Genomic DNA, 18,255 nt, shown 5'->3' with positions numbered 1-18,255 from the left:
AAACCGTGTCAGATCCCATTCTCACTGCTGCCGAGCGGGTTCGAGAGGACGGGCCAAGCGCTCCTCGCGCCGGCCGGGACCCCGTGAACCTGCCGATGATCCGCAACTGGGTCGAGGCGATCGGAGACGAGAACCCGATCTACGTCGACGAATCAGCTGCCCGCGCCGCCGGACACGACGGCATAGTCGCGCCGCCGGCGATGGCGCAGGTATGGACGATGCGCGGTCTGGGCGCGATTCGAGAAGCTGACGATCCGTTGGGCCGGATGACGGACATACTCGACGAAGCCGGATTCACGTCGGTCGTCGCGACCAACTGCGATCAGATCTACCACCGCTATCTGAAGCCGGGTGAAGAAGTCACCATCTCGTCGGTGTTGGAAGATGTTGTGGGGCCGAAGAAGACAGGTCTCGGTGAAGGTTGGTTCTTCACTACCCGCAGCTACTGGCGGGTCGGCGAAGAACTGGTCTCGGAGATGATGTTCCGGATCTTGAAGTTCGCGCCGCCAACAAGTGAGAGCCCCTCCACTGACGTTCCGGCTGACCTGGACGCATCTCGGATGCTGCGTCCGACAGCATCTCTCGACACGCAGTTCTTCTGGGACGGTGTTGCCGCACACGAGTTGCGTATCCAACTGCGTGCGGACGGTTCGGTGCAGCACCCGCCGGTGCCCGCGATCTGGAAGGACAAGTCGGAGCAGACCGACTACGTGGTCGCGTCAGGTCGGGGAACGGTCTTCAGCTTTGTCGTTCACCACGCCCCCAAGGTTCCTGGTCGGTCGTTGCCGTTCGTCGTGGCCCTGGTCGAACTGCCCGAGGGTGTGCGGATGCTCGGCGAATTGCGCGGCATCGATCCGTCGAGTGTGTCGATCGGGATGGAGGTGGAGGCGGTCTACCTCGACTTCCCCGGAGACGACGAGACCGGGGGAACTCCCTGGACTCTGTACGCCTGGCAGCCGGTTTCTGTGTCTGGGGTTCCTGCGGTTTCTGCGGTGAAGGAGTGATGATGACTTCGACGACGGATATCACTGTGGGAGAGATTCTTCCGCAGCTCTCGATTTACGGCGACCCGACTTTTGTCGTCTCGGCGGCGCTCGCTACCCGAGACTTTCAAGATGTTCACCACGACCGCGACCTCGCACAGAAACGCGGCTCGAAGGATATCTTCGTCAACATCCTCACCGACACCGGCCTGGTGCAGCGATTCGTGACCGACTGGGCAGGACCGCGGGCCGTACTCACGTCGATCAAACTCCGCCTCGGAGTCCCCTGGTACGCCTACGACACGTTGACTCTCTCCGGAACGGTGACCTCTTACGGCGAGGATCTCGTGTCGCTCGCGGTGGTCGGCAAGAACAGTCTGGGAGATCACATCACTGCGCAGGTCACACTGGCATTCCCGGCGTCAGGCTCGAACGGAGACATTGAAAACGGAGACATTGAATGAGCGCATTGTCCGGCAAGGCGGCGATCGTCGGAATCGGCGCCACGGATTTCTCGAAGGACTCCGGTCGCAGTGAACTGCGACTGGCCGCCGAGGCAGTTCAAGCCGCGTTGGACGACGCCGGTCTGACACCCGCCGACGTCGACGGTCTTACCTCGTTCACCATGGACACCAACACCGAAGTGGCAGTGGCTCGATCGGTGGGTATCCCGAACCTCAAGTTCTTCAGCCGCATTCACTACGGAGGCGGTGCCGCTGCCGCGACGATTCAGCAGGCCGCCATGGCTGTTGCCACTGGCGTCGCGGACGTCGTCGTCGCCTATCGCGCGTTCAACGAGCGGTCGGGTGCGCGTTTCGGTCAGGTGAACTCCGGTCTTGTGGCGCAGGTCAATTCGTCGGGCACGGATAACGCTTTTTCCTACCCGCACGGATTGGGCACGCCCGCATCGTTTGTCGCTATGGTCGCGCAGCGATACATGCACGTCTACGGAGCGTCCAGCGAGGACTTCGGCCGAATCGCCGTCGCGGACCGTAAGCATGCAGCCACTAATCCGAAGGCATTTTTCTACGGAAAACCGATCACCCTCGAGGACCATCAGAATTCGCGATTCATCGCCGAACCTTTGCATCTCCTCGACTGCTGCCAGGAGTCCGACGGCGGCATCGCCATCGTCGTCACCTCGGCAGAACGAGCCAAGGATCTGAAGAACACCCCTGCCGTTATCGCAGCCGCCGCACAGGGCAGCGGGGCAGATCAATACATCATGACCAGCTACTACCGTGACGGTTTGACCGGCCTGCCAGAGATGGGCCTTGTCGGCGATCAACTCTGGTCACAAAGTGGGCTGCGCCCGTCGGACATGCAGACGGCGGTCTTCTACGACCACTTCACGCCCTACGTATTGATGCAGCTCGAGGAACTCGGATTCTGTGGCAGGGGAGAAGCGAAAGACTTCATCGCCGGTGGCGCAATCGAACTCGGCGGCAAGCTTCCGATCAACACCCATGGCGGACAGCTCGGTGAGGCATACATCCACGGGATGAACGGTATCGCCGAGGGGGTTCGGCAGATCCGCGGTACTTCGGTCAACCAGGTCGACTCCGTCGAGAACGTACTGGTGACTGCGGGAACGGGCGTTCCGACATCAGGGCTTGTGCTGACCCGCTGATTGATCACGCTGATTGATCGTGGGCACAGCTTCATCAAGCGTCACGGCCTGTTGGCACCGTATCGAGGTCTCCTTCGATGCGGTGCTCGGGCCGTGTTATGTTGTGGCCAAAGAGGTTTGAACCATCACGTTTTGAAGGTGGTGTTCGCCGGCCTGGGGTGCTGCTGCGGATCGATCGAGGGTGGCGGGATGAACCACGGTTTGTTGTCGACGCCGATCCGAATCGCCCACTTGCCGACGAACCCGGATTTGCGGTGCATCAAGCGGTGATGTGAACGGCACAGCAGGACCAGGTTGCTGATCACTGTCGGGCCGCCGTTGGCCCAGTGCTTAATGTGGTGCGCATCGGTCCACGCGGGCACGCATGTGCAGCCGGGAAAGGCGCAGCCTTTGTCGCGGGTAATCAACGCCACTCTCTGCTCGGCAGTGACCAACCGTTTCCCGGGTTTCGCATCCAACGGCGCCCCGTGATCATCGAGCAATACAGTCGACAGGAAACAATCACAGCCGAGAAGCCGCGTCTGCGAGACCGACAGCGGCCCGAGCCATGGCATGTGCCCGACATCAAGATCCGACCGAGACTCTTCACCATCAGAAGGCGTAGCGGCGCAGTCCCGATGCTCGGCGAGATCGCGCGCGTTGATGTGCACGTTCACGTGCGGGCGTTGGCCGCCGTCGGTACCGGTCTTGGCGCAGTCGAGGTACCGGCGGATCAGTTCGGTGAACCCGTCCGCGGTCCGCTTCGCCGCCGACCGTGCATCCGGAGTTCCGTCGGGCGCCGGGGTCGGCATCGTCAGATTCGACAACGCCGACAGCAGCATTTCGCCGGTGAGGGCGTCGAAATCGCCTCGCACCACTACCCGACCGTTGAGCGTCGATGCGATGCGGAGCTCATTGAGATCCACGTCTTCGGCGGGCGGAATCTCATCGGATTCGAAAACGCGCTCCAGGGTCGCGATGACATGCCGCACTTTTGTCGTTGTCGCTTCCACACCCGAGGCTGCTGCGAGCAGCAGGTCGATGCAGCGAGGGAGCGCCTCCTCCGGCATCCCCTTCGGCGGAGATTCACAAAACGCCACGATCAACACGGCATGCTCGAACGAGCAATCCCCAACATCGAAGCCTGCCGCCACCGCTGGAAACGGCCGCAGCGCCGCACCCAGGGCGGCGATCTTCTTCCCATCCCGAACCTGCAACATCGTGTTCGCCGCCAACCACGCACCCACCCCGCGGGACGCGATCACCTGATCATCCGGGCGCATCGACAGTTCGTCCACCACCGCCACCCGCACGGCTTCCAGGCGCAGAATCTCCGCACTCGCCGACACCGCAGCCTCACGCAACTCGGCAGCAGACAACTGCCACAGGCGTCCGCGCAACCCCACCGCGGAACCAGACACCACGTCCGACAACAAGACACTCATAGAATCCCCCGATCCCCATCCCCAACAATACTCGAACACACGTTCGAGTCAAGGGATATTTCGAACCCGATCTAGGATCGCTGGATGTTCACGTTGTCTACGGAACGCCTTGTTCTGCGGGATTTCACGCCCGAGGATGAAGAGGCCGTCCATCAGTACGCGTCCGACCCTGCCGTCTGTAGACATGTTGATTGGGGTCCGAACACTCCCGCGATGACCAGGGCGTTCCTTACCGATGCGGCGCTCGAAGCTGCGCTCGTCGAACGTCGCTCGTTCACCCTGGCCATCACGTCGAAGGCCGATGGAACGGTCATTGGTTCGGTAGCTGTGTGGGAAGTATCCACCGTGCACAGGCGGGCGGAACTCGGTTTTGTCGTGAACCCGAAGTTTCAGGGGCAGGGTTATGCGTCCGAGGCAGCGCGCGCGGTTCTGGAACTCGCCTGTTCCCGCCTTGGAGCGCAGCGAGTGCAGGCGACGTGTCGCCCGGAGAACTCGGCGTCGGCGTCGGTGCTCGCCAAAATCGGCATGGTGGAGGAGGGACTGATGCGGGCGCACATGGTGATCCGGGGGACCGCGGTCGATTCGCTGCTTTTTGCCGCCGTACGAGCAGAGATCACGCCACCTGACTTTGCGTGACCTTCCCCGGCCCTGGTGCGATACTCGAACCATGTTCGAGGACGCCTTGCTCATCGACGTGGCCGGTCGGCCCACCATGCAGCATCATCAGGCCTTTTCTCAGGACTGGGACCGCATCAAGGAGTGGTCCGACAACATTTACATGCCCTATACGGTGACGCCGATCGGAAGTCGGTTGAAGCCGGCTTCGGACATGTACTCGGCGGCAGTCGGCAAGATCGACGTCACCAGATTCTGTTACGGGATTCCGGTCTCCGTCGGTGAATGTTCGCCTGAAGCCGGAAACATTCTGGTCCTGACGACGATCAGGGGCAACGGTCGACATGCTCTCGGACGGGGCGCTGCGGCGAATACCGGAGTGGGGGAGACCTTTGTCGCAGACTGCAGCCGGACCGACTATTTCGTCGAATTCGACGAGGATCATATGCAGCTGAATCTCACTGTGCCGCATCAGCTTGTCGCCGATCACGCCCAACAGTGGTACGGGGTAGTTCCCGATGACCGCCTGTGGCGGCACAAGTGCACGATCGGTGGGCGTGGCTCGAGTTGGCTGGCATTGATGGACTACGTTGTTCGCGCAATTGCAGAGTCACCCGACGCGATGTCGGGTGAAAGGTTGGGTGTCAGGGTTCAAGAACTCATCACGGCTCAGCTTCTCGACGAGTGGGCGACGCAGGCCGGGTTGCAACTCGGCGTCGACGTCGCCTCCGCCGAACCGGCCTACGTGCGATCGGCAGAGGAGTACATCGACACCTTCGCGCGCTCGGTGCCGACGGCGTCGGAGATCGCGGCTGCAGTGGGCGTCAGCGTCCGAGCGCTCACTGCGGGATTTCGACGATACCGAGACACCACGCCGGGTCAACGACTGCGCGCTCGTCGACTGGAGGGAGTACGCAGCGAACTGTTGCGCTCCAACGGGAGAACCGTCTCCGAAATCGCCAACGCCTGGGGTTACGTCAATCTGGGGATGTTTGCGGCGGCATACCGGAAACGGTTCGGGGAGCTACCTTCCGAGACTCGGAACCGATTCTGAGGACAGCTGTTTGAACGGTCATGACGATCGGTTTACACAGTGGATGAACTGCCTTGATCCGTTGTTTCGTGTCGGAGCGTTCTGCAAGGATTGAATTCGAACGTGACAGCAATCCCACGAGCTAGGAGTACGTCATGGCAACTCGACTCAATCCGTACATCAGCTTCAACGGCAATGCCCGTGAGGCGTTGGAGTTCTACAAAGAAATCTTCGGTGGCACGCTGGCGCTGAGCACGTTCGGTGAATTCGGCAATCCCGGTGAAGGCGGCGACAAGATCATGCACGGAATGCTCGAAACCGATCAGGGATACACCCTGATGGGTGCCGACACTCCGCCCGGCATGCCGTACAACCCAGGCGACAACATCACGGTCAGCCTCAGCGGCGACGACGGTGACGTGCTGCGCGGGTACTGGGAGCAGTTGTCGGGAACGGGAACGGTGAGCGTTCCACTCGAGAAGCAGATGTGGGGCGACGAATTCGGCGCCTGTACAGACAAATTCGGCATTTCCTGGCTGGTGAATATCGGAGCGCCCCAGAGCTGACTCCAAGCTCTGCCCGGTTCTGCCGAAACGAGACAGTTTTCCTGCCGTTTCGAGGCAGAACCGGGCATGTGATCGCCGTTACATTCTGTTCGACAAGACAAGTTGCGAGTCGGATGGAGAAATGCAGTGACGATCGAAGATATTGCGCGGAAACCTCTTTCGAAGCCTCGCCTCGACGACGTGCTGGCGCGAGCAACTCAGGGGGCTGACCGTGTCCCGGGTGTCGTCGCGATGATCACGGATCGAGAAGGCAACATCTACGAGGGTGCAGCCGGTGAGCGGACTCTCGGTCACGGCGAACCGATGACCCTAGATACAACTTTTGCGCTCTTCTCCACGACCAAGGCGATCACCGGTACCGCTGTCCTGCAGTGTGTGGAGGAGGGGTTGCTCGATCTCGATGCGCCCGCTGCGACCTATATCCCCGAAATTGGTGAGCTGAAGGTCCTGGACGGTTTCGACGCCGGCGGAAACCCTGTTCTTCGGGAACCCAAGCGAGACATCACCACTCGAATGCTTCTTCTTCATACCGCAGGGTTCGGGTACGACTTCTTCAACGAGTCCTACAATCGGCTTTCGCAGGAGCACGGGCAGCCCAGCGTGATCACGTGCAGCAAAGCCGCGCTCACGACGCCGCTGCTCTTCGACCCGGGTGAGAAGTGGGAGTACGGCACCAACATCGACTGGGCCGGACAGGTCGTCGAGTCGATTCGAGGTCAGCAGCTCGGCGATGTCATGCGCGAGCGCATCTTCGAACCTCTCGAGATGGCGGATACGGCATTCACGATGAGCCCGTCGATGAAGGATCGACTTGCGCCGATCCATCAGCGCGAGAGCGACGGAAGCCTCACTCCGCTCATAGGATTCGAGCTTCCGGCTGAGCCCGAGGTGCACATGGGTGGTCACGGTTTGCACGGCACTGTCGGCGACTACATGAAGTTCATCCGTATGTGGCTGAACGACGGCGCGGGTACTGCGGGCCGCGTGTTGGCGCCGGAGACGGTCGCTGCAGCCGTACGGAACGGACTCGAAGGCCAGCACGTGGGGTTGTTGCCCGGAGTTCTTCCGACACTGTCCAACGATGCGGAATTCTTCCCCGGCGTACCAAAGGGATGGGCATACTCCTTCATGACAAATGAAGAGGTGGCACCCACCGGCCGACCGGCCGGATCACTGGCTTGGGCGGGTCTTGCAAACCTCTACTACTGGATCGACCGGCAGACCGGCGTCGGCGGGTTCTGGGCAACGCAGATTCTGCCGTTCGCGGACGCTGGATCCATCAACGGATACCTGGAATTCGAGACCGCCGTCTACCAGTGATCGGCTAGATTCCCGCTGTCCGGGATCGACAGTTTCTTTCGGGCAGGTTCGGAGTACGCATGCAGTACAGCGCACGCTGGCATACGACGAACTAGGAGACGGCATGAACAGCCTCGAAGGCAGCTTCGAAGGAAAAGTTGCACTGATCACCGGTGCCGCACGCGGTCAGGGCCGCGCCCACGCTATCGCATTCGCGGAGCGTGGCGCCGACATCGTGATCTGCGATCGGTGCGAGAACAGTGATGTCGTCGCCTACCCCCTCGCAACCGAGGAAGACCTGAAGGAAACCGTCAGGTTGGTGGAGGCCACCGGTCGTCAGTGTATTGCAGTCAAGGCTGACACAGCCGATCGGGAGGCAATGGATGCGCTCGTTGCCCGCGCTGAAGCCGAGTTCGGCCGCGTCGACATCGCCGTCGCGAACGCCGGTGTGTCCGTGCCCGCTCCGATCACGTCGATGACGTCGGCCCAGTGGAACGAGGTCATCTCGTCGAACCTGACCGGTGTGTTCAATACCGTGGCAGCCGTGTCGGGCGGAATGGCGGAACGTGGTTACGGTCGCATCATCACGATCTCCTCGATGATGGGTCGATCCGGTGGCACCCAGATGGCGGCGTACGGCGCCTCCAAGTGGGGTGTCATCGGTTTGACGAAGAGTGTGTCACTCGAACTGGCCAACTCGGGTGTGACCGTGAATGCTATTGCACCGGGCAATATCTCGACGCCGATGATTCACAACGACATGATGTACGCAATGATGCGGCCGGACCTGGAATCGCCTACGGCAGACGACGTCGAACCTGTGTACGCGACCTTGCACGCGCAGCCGATCGGTTGGCTGGATCCCTTCGAGGTCACGCGAGTCGTCCTGTTCCTCGCCGCCGACGCGAGTGCCCACATGAGTGGCATCGTGGTTCCTGTCGACGCCGGAGTAGCCGCTCGCTCGAACGCTTGACGGACAAGACTGTTCGCGCGAAAGCGCGGACCGGGTGGGTCGTCGGCGTCCTGAGTCTGAGCGGTGTGGTGGTCGCGCTGCAACAGACCTTGGTGGTGCCGGTCCTGCCTGCGTTCGCGACGGCATCGGGAGTATCGTCGTCCACCGCTTCCTGGCTGGTGACCTCGACGTTGCTGACCGGTGCCGTCGCGACCCCTCTCATCGGCCGACTCGCCGACATGTTCGGCAAGCGCGCGATGATGCTCGTCTGCCTCGCGGTGATGATCGTCGGCTGCGTGGTTGCTGCGCTCAGCCAGAGTTTCTGGCTACTGATTCTCGGTCGCTCGTTGCAGGGCTTCGCGACGGCGCTTCTGCCCGTCGGAATCAGCATCATGCGCGATGTCCTTCCCCCGGAAAAGCTCAGTGGTGCAGTTGCTCTCATGAGCGCAACGCTGGGTATCGGCGGAATGTTCGGCATGCCGATGGCGGGGGTGATCTCGGCGCATTGGGGATTACCCGCGCTTTTCTGGGTCACCGGTGGATTCGGGGTTGTACTGGTAGTCGTCTTGCCGCTGGTGGTGCCGGAATCGGCTGTGAAAAGTCGAGGACGCTTCGACTTTCTGGGAGCCGCAGTCCTCACATTCGCCATGACTGCACTGCTGCTGGCCGTTTCGAAGGGAACCGAATGGGGCTGGGGAAGCCTCCAGGTTCTCGTTCTGGTCGCGTCCGGAGTTGTCTTGCTCGGTGGATGGATTCCGTGGGAACTGCACACGCCGGCACCGTTGGTGGATCTGCGGACTTCCCTTCGCGCCCCGATTCTCGTCTCGAACGTCTGCGCGGTGTTACTCGGATTTGCCATGTTCATCAGCGCATTGGCGGCAACGCAGGAACTTCAGTTGCCCCTCGCGTCGGCTGACGGTCTCGGACTCTCAGCCGCCGAAGCCGGATTGGCGATGATGCCGGGCGGAGTTCTGATGATCGGATTGGCGCCGGTGTCGTCGAAGGTGACGAGGCGATGGGGAGCAAAGGCCACGTTGGCGTCAGGTGCGATCGTCATTGCAATCGGATACGTCTTGCGTGTGCTGTTGACGCCGACGTTGGTCAATATCGTGATCGGCGCAGCCGTGGTATCCGCCGGTGTGGCATTTGCTCTTGCAGCCATGCCGACGCTGATCACTGAATCTGCACCCATCCATCAGACTGCGTCGGCCAACGGATTCAACAGCTTGCTCCGCTCGGTCGGTACCTCCACCGGAAGCGCTGTTGCGGCAGCGGTATTGGCCAGTTCGACGGTGGTGATCGGCGCGACCGCTGTACCGACCCTGCATTCGTTCGCGGTTTTGTACTGGATCGGAGCGGGTGTATCGGCATTGGCCGCAGCCGTGACGTTGGCAGTGAGGGTGGATCGGACGGGTGCGGTATCTGTGTCCGAGTTGCCTACTGCAGCAGAAACCGACGGTGTAACGAGGATCGGGTGAGCCGAGGTACTCACCCGATCCTCGTCACCGCTATCTCCTACTGGAATCGACCAGGTATTCGAGATTCTGGTTGTACGGTGTGGCCGTTACCGCAGCGTGTGAACTCACCCGGGACACCTCGGTCGAGCCGCGAACGACTGTGGCTTTGATAGCACCTACCTTCAACGGTGCGATGCAGCTGCTCATCCCGGCCGGAGCATTACAGGTGGTTGTTGTGCTTCCCACTGTCACTTTGACGACCGCAGGCGCGGTCAAGAAGGAAAGAACTTCGACGGTATCGCGAGCGGGAGATGACCATTGGCGCAGTGTCATAGGGGCGGCAGAACGGTTGGTGGGGACCGCGGAGACCGACTGATTGCGATAGATGAGATAGGCGGTGTCGCGAACTATCGCGGGTGAGGCGCCGGTGCGGAAGCTGTACAACCCGTAGGAACTCATGTCGAGCAACGCGCGTCCATGACCGGCGCTGGGCGCGAACGACGTTCCCTCGCTGTAGTCGTTCCAGGTGACGAGCTGTACCCATTCGCTGTTGGACGCAATCGCGATCTGCCACATGTTCTGCAGATTCTGTGAATTCTGTGCCTCGTCGTAGATCGACTGACTCGGACGAACGTCTTGGAAGGCGACTGGCTGCATCCATATCTTCCCCAAGGAGTGAGCGGCAGCGGCAAGTCCCATCGGAGAGTTCGGGTTCGAGGCCGAGAGCGGATTTCCTGCCGGGTTTCGATTACCCCAATTCGACATTCCGTAGCTGATCGATGCAAAAGAATTCCGGTTGGCTGCAGCGTTGAGGAAAACCGGAACAAATGCCACGTTTATTCCGTAAGAATTCTTCATTATAGTCATGAATTCCGACCACCAGCCCGCAGTCTTGTTTTCGGCAAGAAATGGCGATATCACGAGCCGTCCGTCGTTCAATTTGAATGATGAAGCCATGGACGAATACGGTTTCATCTCAGCTGCCATTTGGGCGGCGGTCATGTTTTTGAACGCGCCGTTCATATCAGGCATGAGCATGATCTTGAAATTCGGATCGACCGACGCCGCCGCTTTGATCAGTGCAGTGGGCACAGTGGAACCCCACCAACTCGTGTCGGTTGCCTTGGCGATGATATCGACGGAGAATCCGTCGATGCCCGCAGCGATCGCCGAACGAACCTCGTTTTCGAGATCGCGTTGGCGCCACTGTGCATCGGCGATGGGTTGCCGCGGACTCGGCCGATCGCGGAGGAATCCTCCGTAGCGGACGTGCTTGTTGTTCTCGCCGTTGACCGTAAGATATTGTGTCGCATAATAATCACCGGATGGATTCGCATTGTCGATCGATACCGGATATGGCGGGAAGTAGTGAGCGAAAACCAACTTCCCGTTGAGTGCTGACTTCGGCGGTATGTCGAAGGGCAACGCTGCAGATTCGGGATTCGCAGAGAACGAAGTCGGTGTGTACGTCGGCGCGGAGCGTGGTTGCGTGTCGTACGCGGAGATCAGTGCGGCCACGACAATCACGGCCAGTGTGAAGCAGATCGTCTCGAAGGAATATTTCGCCGTTCTTCGGATGCATTGAGTTCTGGTGCATGGAGTTCGGACGCTCATGGCGCAGTCAGCCTTTCTCGATCCCCCGAAGTGTGAGTCTTCCCCGCGTGCACTGAATCGGTGATTCAATTCTTTTCGGCCTCTGCTTGGTTCATTTCGAGATTCGACACCAGATAGCCGCTGCCATTGGGCCGAGTGTCACTTGCGGTACGAGTGTAACGCTGCCGTGCCTGTCGTGAATACCCGAAAATGATCTTTATTCGAGAAATTTCGAGTTTTTCTTTCGGGTGTATTTCGGTCGAAAGGTTAGTGAAGTTTACCGGCTGTATTGGACAGGACGGGGACGTGCGGCTTGTGCCGTACCTCGTGACCGAAAGCCACCGGCGAAACCGGCGAGGTGATTGCAGCCCGCCAACTGACGAAATTTCCTGGAATGTGTCGGCCTCCTGGGTCACACTGGGGAACGGACTACCGACGGATTACCGATGCGGGAGGGCTCATGACCGAAGCGATTGTGGCCGAGGGGCTGGTCAAGAAGTACGGCGAGGTCACGGCATTGGACGGCATCGACCTGGAAGTGCGCGAGGGTTCGGTGATGGCTTTGTTGGGTCCCAACGGTGCCGGAAAAACCACTGCGGTAAGGATATTCACGACGCTGCTCATTCCGGACGGTGGTCGCGCCGAGGTTGCCGGGCTGGACGTGGTCGAGGATGCGCGGGCGTTGCGATCCAAGATCGGAGCTTCGGGTCAATACGCCGCGGTCGACGAGTACCTGACGGGTTACGAGAATCTGGATATGGTCGGGAGGCTGTATCACCTCGGCGCCCGAAGCAGTAAGGCCCGAGCGCGTGAATTGCTCGAGCAGTTCGATCTGGTGGAGGCCGGCGATCGGCCGGTCAAGGGCTACTCCGGTGGAATGCGCCGCCGTCTCGATCTCGCCGGCGCATTGGTTGCTCGCCCGCAGGTGTTGTTTCTCGACGAGCCGACCACCGGCCTCGATCCTCGGGCGCGACTCGGTCTCTGGGACGTCATCGAAGGGTTGGTGGCTCAGGGGACCACGCTGTTGCTCACGACGCAATACATGGAGGAAGCCGAGAGGTTGGCCGACCAGATCGCCGTCATCGACCGCGGCTCGGTCATTGCGCGCGGTACTGCAGATCAGTTGAAGGCGCGGGTCGGCGGCGAGCGCATCGAATTGAGCGTGCACGAGGTCGAGCACCTCGACATCGTCCGAGAGGAATTGCGTTCGCTTGCCGTCGGGGACATTCAGGTTCAAGAGAATGTTCGTCGCGTCACCGTTCCTGTCGACGACGGCACCGATGCGTTGGTCGCAGCGCTGAATCTTCTGTCGGCACGAGGCATCCGGGTGTTCGACGTCGGTCTGCGCAGACCTACTCTCGACGATGTCTTCCTTACACTGACCGGGCACCAGGCTGAACTGGAGGATCAGAAATGACCGTGCAGATGGCGCTCGAAGACGGTTTGACCATCGCCAGGCGAAACTTGATCAAGATCAAGCGCGTTCCGGATCTTCTGGTGTTCACCACTCTGTCGCCGATCATGTTCGTGCTCTTGTTCGCATACGTCTTCGGCAGCGCGATCTCCGTCCCGGGTACGTCGTATCGAGAATTCCTGATTGCCGGAATCTTCACCCAGACAGTCATATTCGGTGCTACCTGGACTGGCTTGGGGATGGTCGAAGACATCCAGAAAGGAATCATCGACAGATTTCGATCGCTCCCTATGGCTCCGTCCGCCGTGCTGACCGGACGAACATCAAGTGACGTGTTGATCAACGTCATCAGTTTGGTGGTCATGTCGTTGACCGGTCTTCTGGTGGGGTGGCGTATCCATTCCAGCTTCCTCGAAGCGGTGGCGGGTTATGCGCTACTTCTGTTCTTCGCGTACGCGTTGTCATGGGTCATGGCTGTTGTCGGGCTTTGGATCCGGACGCCGGAGGTATTCAACAACGCGAGCTTCATCGTCATCTTTCCGCTGTCGTTCATCGCGAACACTTTTGTCGAGACCACCAATCTTCCCGGCCCGCTCAAAGTGATCGCCGAATGGAATCCGGTGTCGGCGGTGACTCAGGCGGTGCGTGAATTGTTCGGCAACACCAACCCTGCGATGACAGTTCCGGATGCGTGGCCACTGCAGAACCCGGTCATCGCGTCGTTGTTGTGGACTTTCGGTTTGCTGATCGTCTTCGTACCGTTCGCTATTCGTCGCTATCAGAAGGCAGTCAGCCGCTGACCTGGTGGTTCCGGCCGGTAGGGTAGGTATGTGCCGGAGTCTGAACGCATCGACAAACGCAGCCTGAGATACGCCGGGCGACGTGAGGAGTTGCTCGACGCATTGACCCGGTATGTCATCGACAACGGTGTCGGGGAACTGACGGTGAGGCAGCTCGCCAAAGCCGTAGGTGTGTCGCATGCGTCGTTGCTCAACCATTTCGAGAGCAAGGAGAATCTGCTCTCCGAGGTAATCGAGAACATGCGTAGCGAGTCCATTCCGTTTGCGGTCCCGATGGAAGCGGGGATCGATCCGGCGACAGTGCTGACCGCGTGGTGGACCGAACGTACGACACCGGAGGTCCTGCCCCGATTCCGAGTGATGGTCGAGATCTACGCCCTCGCGCTCGGCGATCGCGAACGCTACGGACGGTTTTTGGACCGTTTCGTGGGCGATTGGATCGAAGCTCTGGAAACCGGACTACGGCAAGCGGGCTGTCCCGAGGAGGATGTTTCGTCGGTCGCTACCTTGTTGCTTTCGCAAATGCGGGGTTTGTCGATGGATCTTCTGGCCACGGGGGACCGGGCTCGCGTCGATCGCGCGTTCGGGCTTTTTGTCGACGGCTTTGCCGCCCACGCTCGGAACTGGTCTGTGCCTTCAGGATTCGATCGCCGTCAACGCTGACCGATCACCACGGTTGATGCGGTTTCATTGTAGGCCGCCACACGAGTGAGAAACCCTCCCCGAGTGAATGTTTCGACGGTCATCTCGACCTGCTCCGTGCTCGTCTCGACGAGTAGATGGCCGCCCGGTCGTAGCCACGGCGCAGCATCGGCGATGATGCGACGCTGCAGGTCCAGGCCGTCGGGGCCGCCGTCCAACGAGACTCGCGGTTCGTGAAGTCGCGCTTCGGGCGGCATGAGTCGGATTGAATCGGTGGGGACGTAAGGTGCATTGGCGACGACGACATCCACGCGACCGAGTAATTTCGTCGGCAGTGGGCGGTACAGATCGCCTTCGAGTACACGCTCGGGCGGTGCGATGTTCTGGCGAGCGCACCGAATCGCTGCCGGTTCGATGTCCACCGCGTAGAGATCGACAGTATCGATCTTCGCCTGCACAACAGCCCCGACAGCTCCTGAACCACAACACATGTCGATGACGATGCTTCCCGAGTCGACGAGTGTGCAGGCCTGTCGAGCGAGGAGCTCGGTGCGTCGGCGGGGGACAAATACTCCAGGGTCGATGTGGATGCGCAAGCCACAAAATTCGGCCCACCCGATGACAGGCTCGAGTGGCTCGCCGGCAACTCGTCGATAGATCATCGCGTCGAGTTCGTCGCGCGAGCGTGCGGCGTGGAGGAGTAAGCGAGCTTCGTCCTCGGCGAACACGCAACCTGCTGCCCGGAGGATCGCGGCCACCGAATTCTGCTGCGAAGGGGGAGAGGTCGGGAGATCAGGCGCTGACATGAGAGAGCCTTTCGGCCTCCTGATCTCGCGGGGGACCTGCATGTATAGAACACCGCCACCTTACCGGAGCAGGCGCGTGACGACGGGGAATGTGCAGCGGGAATCTAGGTTGACCAATTGGTAGGGCTGTTCTAGGGTCTGAACTCGATCGGCTGATGTGGGGCTGATCACCACGTACGGCACTGTCGACGCAATCGGTAGGAGAAGGCACGTGAGCAAGCGACTGTGTAGGACACTCGTCGGATTGGGCGCGAGCGCATTGGTGGCGTTGACCGTCACAGTGCCGGCCGCGGCGGAAGAGAATGATCTTCCGGGCTCCGTGGTGAGCCACGAGCCGCTCGGCCCCGATCGGGTGATCCCCGGCGCTGTGAGCGCAACAAAGGTGACGTACTGGTCGACGGGCCCGAAGGATGCGCCGATGACGAGTACCGGTGTGGTGTACCGCCCCGAGGGGGCTCCGCCCGAGGGTGGTTGGCCAGTCATTTCCTACGCGCACGGAACGGTGGGTGTCGCGGATCAGTGTGCGCCGAGCAGTAGCGTTCCGCTCGAGCGGACCGCGACGCATCTCGGGCATTGGCTGGAGCAGGGATACGCGGTCGTGACCACCGACTACGTGGGGCTCGGAACACCCGGTGTTCATCCGTATCTCGACGGTCGTTCCGCTGCGCACAGCGTTGTCGACATGGTGCGTGCCGCTCGTGCGGTCGACGACGACCTGTCGAGCGCCTGGGTAGCGATGGGGCAGTCACAGGGTGGACAGGCGACTATGTTCACTGCTTCTCTTGCCACCGATTACGCGCCGGAGTTGGACTACCGCGGCGCTGTCGCCACTGGTGTCCCCTCGAACATCGAAAATCTTCTACCGCTCGGTGGCCCCGCTTTCCCGGCACTTCCACTCAAGGGTACGACGGTCTACATTGCGAATGTTCTTGACGGATTGCGTGCTTCGCGTCCGGACATCGACATCGACTCGTATCTGACCCCGCTCGGCAGGACCATCCTCGACGACGTCGAGAACAACATGTGTTACACCGAGGCGCGCACCAAATACGGAACCGTCACGCTCGGTCAGGTGCTGTCGAAGTCGCTGGACAATCCGACGTTCATGGACGCTGCGCGCGAGCTGCTCACTGTGCCGACCGCAGGATACGACCGCCCGTTCTTCATAGGTCAGGGACTCTCGGACATCGATGTTCCGGCGCCACTGACTTTGAAGTTTGCTGCTGACCTTGCTGCCAACGGCGTGGACTTTGCATTCCATACCTATCCCACGGATCACCTGGGAACCGTTCCGGCTTCGGTTCCAGATAGCACCCCGTTTGTCGCGGCACTGTTCTCTGGTCAAAGGCCCTGCACCGGAAGCCTCTGCTGACCACTGTCTTTCAGGTGGCGCCAACTCCGCGCAGAAAGATGTCGATCGGGATCCGAAGTTGCCGAACGGTTTCGGAGGAGCGAGGATCTCGGCTACGTGCTCCGAGGCAGTAGTCGAAGATCAAGCCCTCCAGAAGGCTCAGGAAATTTGCGGCGGCGACGTCAGGATCGTCAACGCCAATGGTGTCGAAGATAGGTCTTGCCTTCTCCTGTGAAAACAGGCTGCCTTCGAGGAGTTGGTGCAATGCCGAATCTCGGGGAGTTTCCACGAGCAGTGCGTATCGAGCGATCAATTCGTTTCTGCGGTGCGAGAGAAGATCGTCGAGATACTCGGCCGTCAGGGCGGCAGGATTTCCGGGCCCTTCTCGGAGTTCGTCGAAAGTCGAACGTGACCGGTGCACGATGTGCAATGCAGTTGCTTCGAGAAGTGCCTCGCGAGTGCGGAAATAGTACGACGTCGAACCGGCAGGAAGTTCCAGGGACTGATCAACCGCCCGATGGGTGAGTGCACGCGGGCCCTGCTCGGCGATGATCGTGACGGCGGATGCCGCGATGAGGGCTCTGCGATCGGGCTTCATGTCGTTCCTTGCTGTCGATGTTGCATGCTGCCGGAGTTGAATGTTGCTGATGGTGCGTCGTGAGGGTCACATTGACTTGATTTGTCTTCGGTCTTTAGCCTCGACTCTACAGATGTAGAGGAGCCTCATGTTACTGGACGAAGAGCAGTTGGCGGCACGTGAAGCCCTCGATGCACTGCGGGTTCGGATCTCCGACGGTGAGGTCGGGGGTGGGATCTATCTCTGGGGAAGCGTCGGTCGCGGGAAGACGATGCTCATGGACGAGTTCTACGACGAGCTCCCGGTCGGCAAGCGGCGCATTCACTTTCATCGGTTCTTTGCAAACCTGCACGCCCGGGCGCATGAACTCGGATCGATGGGTTCGGCGCTGGACCACGTGGTGGACGGAATCCGCGTGCTCTGTTTCGACGAGTTCCACATCGACGACGTCGCCGACGCGATGTTCATGGCAAGGGTTCTCGATACGATCGTCGTGAAAGGTGTGACTGTTGTTGCCACGTCCAATGTCCCGCCGACCGAGCTTCTTCCGAATCCGCTCTTTCACGAACAGTTCGTGCCGTCCATCGAGTTGATGGAGCAGAGGCTCGAGGTGATCGAGTTGGGTGGCTCCGTCGACTACCGGACAGCGGGACAACCAAGTGCCGGGGACTACCGGTTTGCGACAGGGGAATTCCTCGTCGACTCGGAAATCGTGAGGCCTTCGGGTGAGGACGTCGAATTGACGATCGGCACACGCACATTGGCATGCTCGGCGATTCGAGACGGCGTCGTCTGGTTCGACTTCGAGGTGCTGTGCGGCGGTTCGACCTCGGCCGCCGACTACCTCGAGCTCGCCTCTCACTTCGGCGATTGGGTGATCTTCGGGGTGCCGGCGCTCGCTGAAGCTTCGGAATTTGCTGTCCGCCGCTTCGGTAACGTCGTCGATGTTCTGCACGACGTCGATGCACGGCTGACCGTGTATGCCGCTGCCGGTGTGGAGGAAGTGGCGGGCAGTCTTCGGGGCGTTTCCGGATTGGCGCGCCTCTACAGCCGACTGTCGCTACTGGCGCGGTCGGAGCTGGACAGCGTCAGTTGAGGCCCAGCGTCAGTTAA

18 protein-coding genes are annotated in these 18,255 nt (G+C 60.5%); 14 read left to right on the top strand and 4 right to left on the bottom strand.

Annotation, left to right across the window (positions count from 1 at the left end; all coding sequences use genetic code 11):
* Window positions 1–5: 5 nt before the first annotated feature.
* Genes ACFQ6H_RS07280 through ACFQ6H_RS07270 form a run of 3 tightly spaced genes read left to right on the top strand, consistent with a single transcriptional unit; the run spans window position 6 to window position 2,613 of the window.
* Window positions 6–1,004: a bifunctional MaoC family dehydratase N-terminal/OB-fold nucleic acid binding domain-containing protein gene (locus tag ACFQ6H_RS07280; RefSeq protein ID WP_378535006.1), complete on the top strand. Its 999-nt coding sequence runs from the start codon at window positions 6–8 to the stop codon at window positions 1,002–1,004.
* A 2-nt stretch (window positions 1,005–1,006) separates the two neighbouring features.
* Window positions 1,007–1,447: a MaoC family dehydratase gene (locus ACFQ6H_RS07275; RefSeq protein ID WP_378645009.1), complete on the top strand. Its 441-nt coding sequence runs from the start codon at window positions 1,007–1,009 to the stop codon at window positions 1,445–1,447.
* Window positions 1,444–2,613 (top strand): lipid-transfer protein, encoded by a 1,170-nt coding sequence (locus ACFQ6H_RS07270; RefSeq protein WP_317551625.1) that lies wholly within the window; start codon window positions 1,444–1,446, stop codon window positions 2,611–2,613. The genes ACFQ6H_RS07275 and ACFQ6H_RS07270 overlap by 4 nt, the downstream gene beginning before the upstream one ends.
* Window positions 2,614–2,738: 125 nt before the next feature.
* Here the strand turns inward: ACFQ6H_RS07270 and ACFQ6H_RS07265 are convergent, their stop codons facing one another.
* Window positions 2,739–4,037 (bottom strand): DUF222 domain-containing protein, encoded by a 1,299-nt coding sequence (locus ACFQ6H_RS07265; protein WP_378645007.1) that lies wholly within the window; start codon window positions 4,035–4,037, stop codon window positions 2,739–2,741.
* Between the two features lie 84 nt (window positions 4,038–4,121).
* On the opposite strand from ACFQ6H_RS07265, the gene ACFQ6H_RS07260 reads away from it, so the two are divergent.
* The 6 genes from ACFQ6H_RS07260 (at window position 4,122) to ACFQ6H_RS07235 (ending at window position 9,980) form a co-directional block, all read left to right on the top strand.
* Window positions 4,122–4,673: a GNAT family N-acetyltransferase gene (locus ACFQ6H_RS07260; RefSeq protein ID WP_378645005.1), complete on the top strand. Its 552-nt coding sequence runs from the start codon at window positions 4,122–4,124 to the stop codon at window positions 4,671–4,673.
* Between the two features lie 31 nt (window positions 4,674–4,704).
* Window positions 4,705–5,706 carry a helix-turn-helix domain-containing protein gene (locus tag ACFQ6H_RS07255; protein WP_378645003.1) on the top strand — a complete coding sequence of 334 codons (1,002 nt, stop codon included), beginning with the start codon at window positions 4,705–4,707 and terminating at the stop codon, window positions 5,704–5,706.
* Window positions 5,707–5,840: 134 nt separating this feature from the next.
* A complete protein-coding gene (locus tag ACFQ6H_RS07250; RefSeq protein ID WP_047269632.1) occupies window positions 5,841–6,251 on the top strand; it encodes a VOC family protein in 411 nt (136 codons plus the stop codon).
* Window positions 6,252–6,377: 126 nt separating this feature from the next.
* Complete coding sequence (locus ACFQ6H_RS07245) at window positions 6,378–7,571, top strand: serine hydrolase domain-containing protein (RefSeq protein WP_378645001.1); 1,194 nt, start codon at window positions 6,378–6,380, stop codon at window positions 7,569–7,571.
* Between the two features lie 103 nt (window positions 7,572–7,674).
* Entirely contained in the window at window positions 7,675–8,523 is an 849-nt protein-coding gene (locus ACFQ6H_RS07240) for a mycofactocin-coupled SDR family oxidoreductase (RefSeq protein WP_378644998.1), read from the top strand.
* Entirely contained in the window at window positions 8,520–9,980 is a 1,461-nt protein-coding gene (locus tag ACFQ6H_RS07235) for an MFS transporter (RefSeq protein WP_378644996.1), read from the top strand. Before ACFQ6H_RS07240 ends, ACFQ6H_RS07235 begins: the two co-directional genes overlap by 4 nt.
* A 30-nt stretch (window positions 9,981–10,010) precedes the next feature.
* On the opposite strand, the gene ACFQ6H_RS07230 is transcribed toward ACFQ6H_RS07235, so the two are convergent.
* Window positions 10,011–11,486 carry a glycoside hydrolase family 71 protein gene (locus tag ACFQ6H_RS07230; RefSeq protein ID WP_378546406.1) on the bottom strand — a complete coding sequence of 492 codons (1,476 nt, stop codon included), beginning with the start codon at window positions 11,484–11,486 and terminating at the stop codon, window positions 10,011–10,013.
* A 526-nt stretch (window positions 11,487–12,012) separates the two neighbouring features.
* Between ACFQ6H_RS07230 and ACFQ6H_RS07225 the strand changes: the two genes are divergently transcribed.
* The 3 genes from ACFQ6H_RS07225 to ACFQ6H_RS07215 are packed head-to-tail and all read left to right on the top strand — an operon-like array spanning window position 12,013 to window position 14,429.
* Window positions 12,013–12,969, top strand: a complete 957-nt coding sequence (locus ACFQ6H_RS07225) for an ATP-binding cassette domain-containing protein (protein ID WP_378535022.1) — start codon at window positions 12,013–12,015, stop codon at window positions 12,967–12,969.
* Window positions 12,966–13,766 (top strand): ABC transporter permease, encoded by an 801-nt coding sequence (locus tag ACFQ6H_RS07220; RefSeq protein WP_003945537.1) that lies wholly within the window; start codon window positions 12,966–12,968, stop codon window positions 13,764–13,766. The genes ACFQ6H_RS07225 and ACFQ6H_RS07220 overlap by 4 nt, the downstream gene beginning before the upstream one ends.
* A 30-nt stretch (window positions 13,767–13,796) precedes the next feature.
* Complete coding sequence (locus ACFQ6H_RS07215; protein WP_378644993.1) at window positions 13,797–14,429, top strand: TetR/AcrR family transcriptional regulator; 633 nt, start codon at window positions 13,797–13,799, stop codon at window positions 14,427–14,429.
* Here the strand turns inward: ACFQ6H_RS07215 and ACFQ6H_RS07210 are convergent.
* A complete protein-coding gene (locus tag ACFQ6H_RS07210; RefSeq protein WP_378644990.1) occupies window positions 14,420–15,214 on the bottom strand; it encodes a putative protein N(5)-glutamine methyltransferase in 795 nt (264 codons plus the stop codon). The two genes, ACFQ6H_RS07215 and ACFQ6H_RS07210, sit on opposite strands and share 10 nt — an antisense overlap.
* Before the next feature lie 211 nt (window positions 15,215–15,425).
* On the opposite strand from ACFQ6H_RS07210, the gene ACFQ6H_RS07205 reads away from it, so the two are divergent.
* Window positions 15,426–16,586, top strand: coding sequence for a lipase family protein (locus tag ACFQ6H_RS07205; protein ID WP_378644988.1), 1,161 nt, complete (start codon window positions 15,426–15,428; stop codon window positions 16,584–16,586).
* A 10-nt stretch (window positions 16,587–16,596) separates the two neighbouring features.
* Here ACFQ6H_RS07205 and ACFQ6H_RS07200 read toward each other — a convergent pair whose 3' ends face one another.
* Window positions 16,597–17,163 carry a TetR/AcrR family transcriptional regulator gene (locus ACFQ6H_RS07200; RefSeq protein ID WP_378448237.1) on the bottom strand — a complete coding sequence of 189 codons (567 nt, stop codon included), beginning with the start codon at window positions 17,161–17,163 and terminating at the stop codon, window positions 16,597–16,599.
* 127 nt (window positions 17,164–17,290) lie between these two features.
* Between ACFQ6H_RS07200 and zapE the strand changes: the two genes are divergently transcribed.
* Entirely contained in the window at window positions 17,291–18,238 is a 948-nt protein-coding gene (gene zapE / locus ACFQ6H_RS07195; protein ID WP_378644986.1) for a cell division protein ZapE, read from the top strand.
* Window positions 18,239–18,255 lie beyond the last annotated feature (17 nt).

It is taken from the genome of Rhodococcus sp. NPDC056506 (assembly GCF_042794945.1).
Classification (GTDB): domain Bacteria; phylum Actinomycetota; class Actinomycetes; order Mycobacteriales; family Mycobacteriaceae; genus Rhodococcus_F.
Note: the sequence above shows the minus strand (reverse complement) of the source record. Positions and strands in the feature narration are given on the sequence as shown.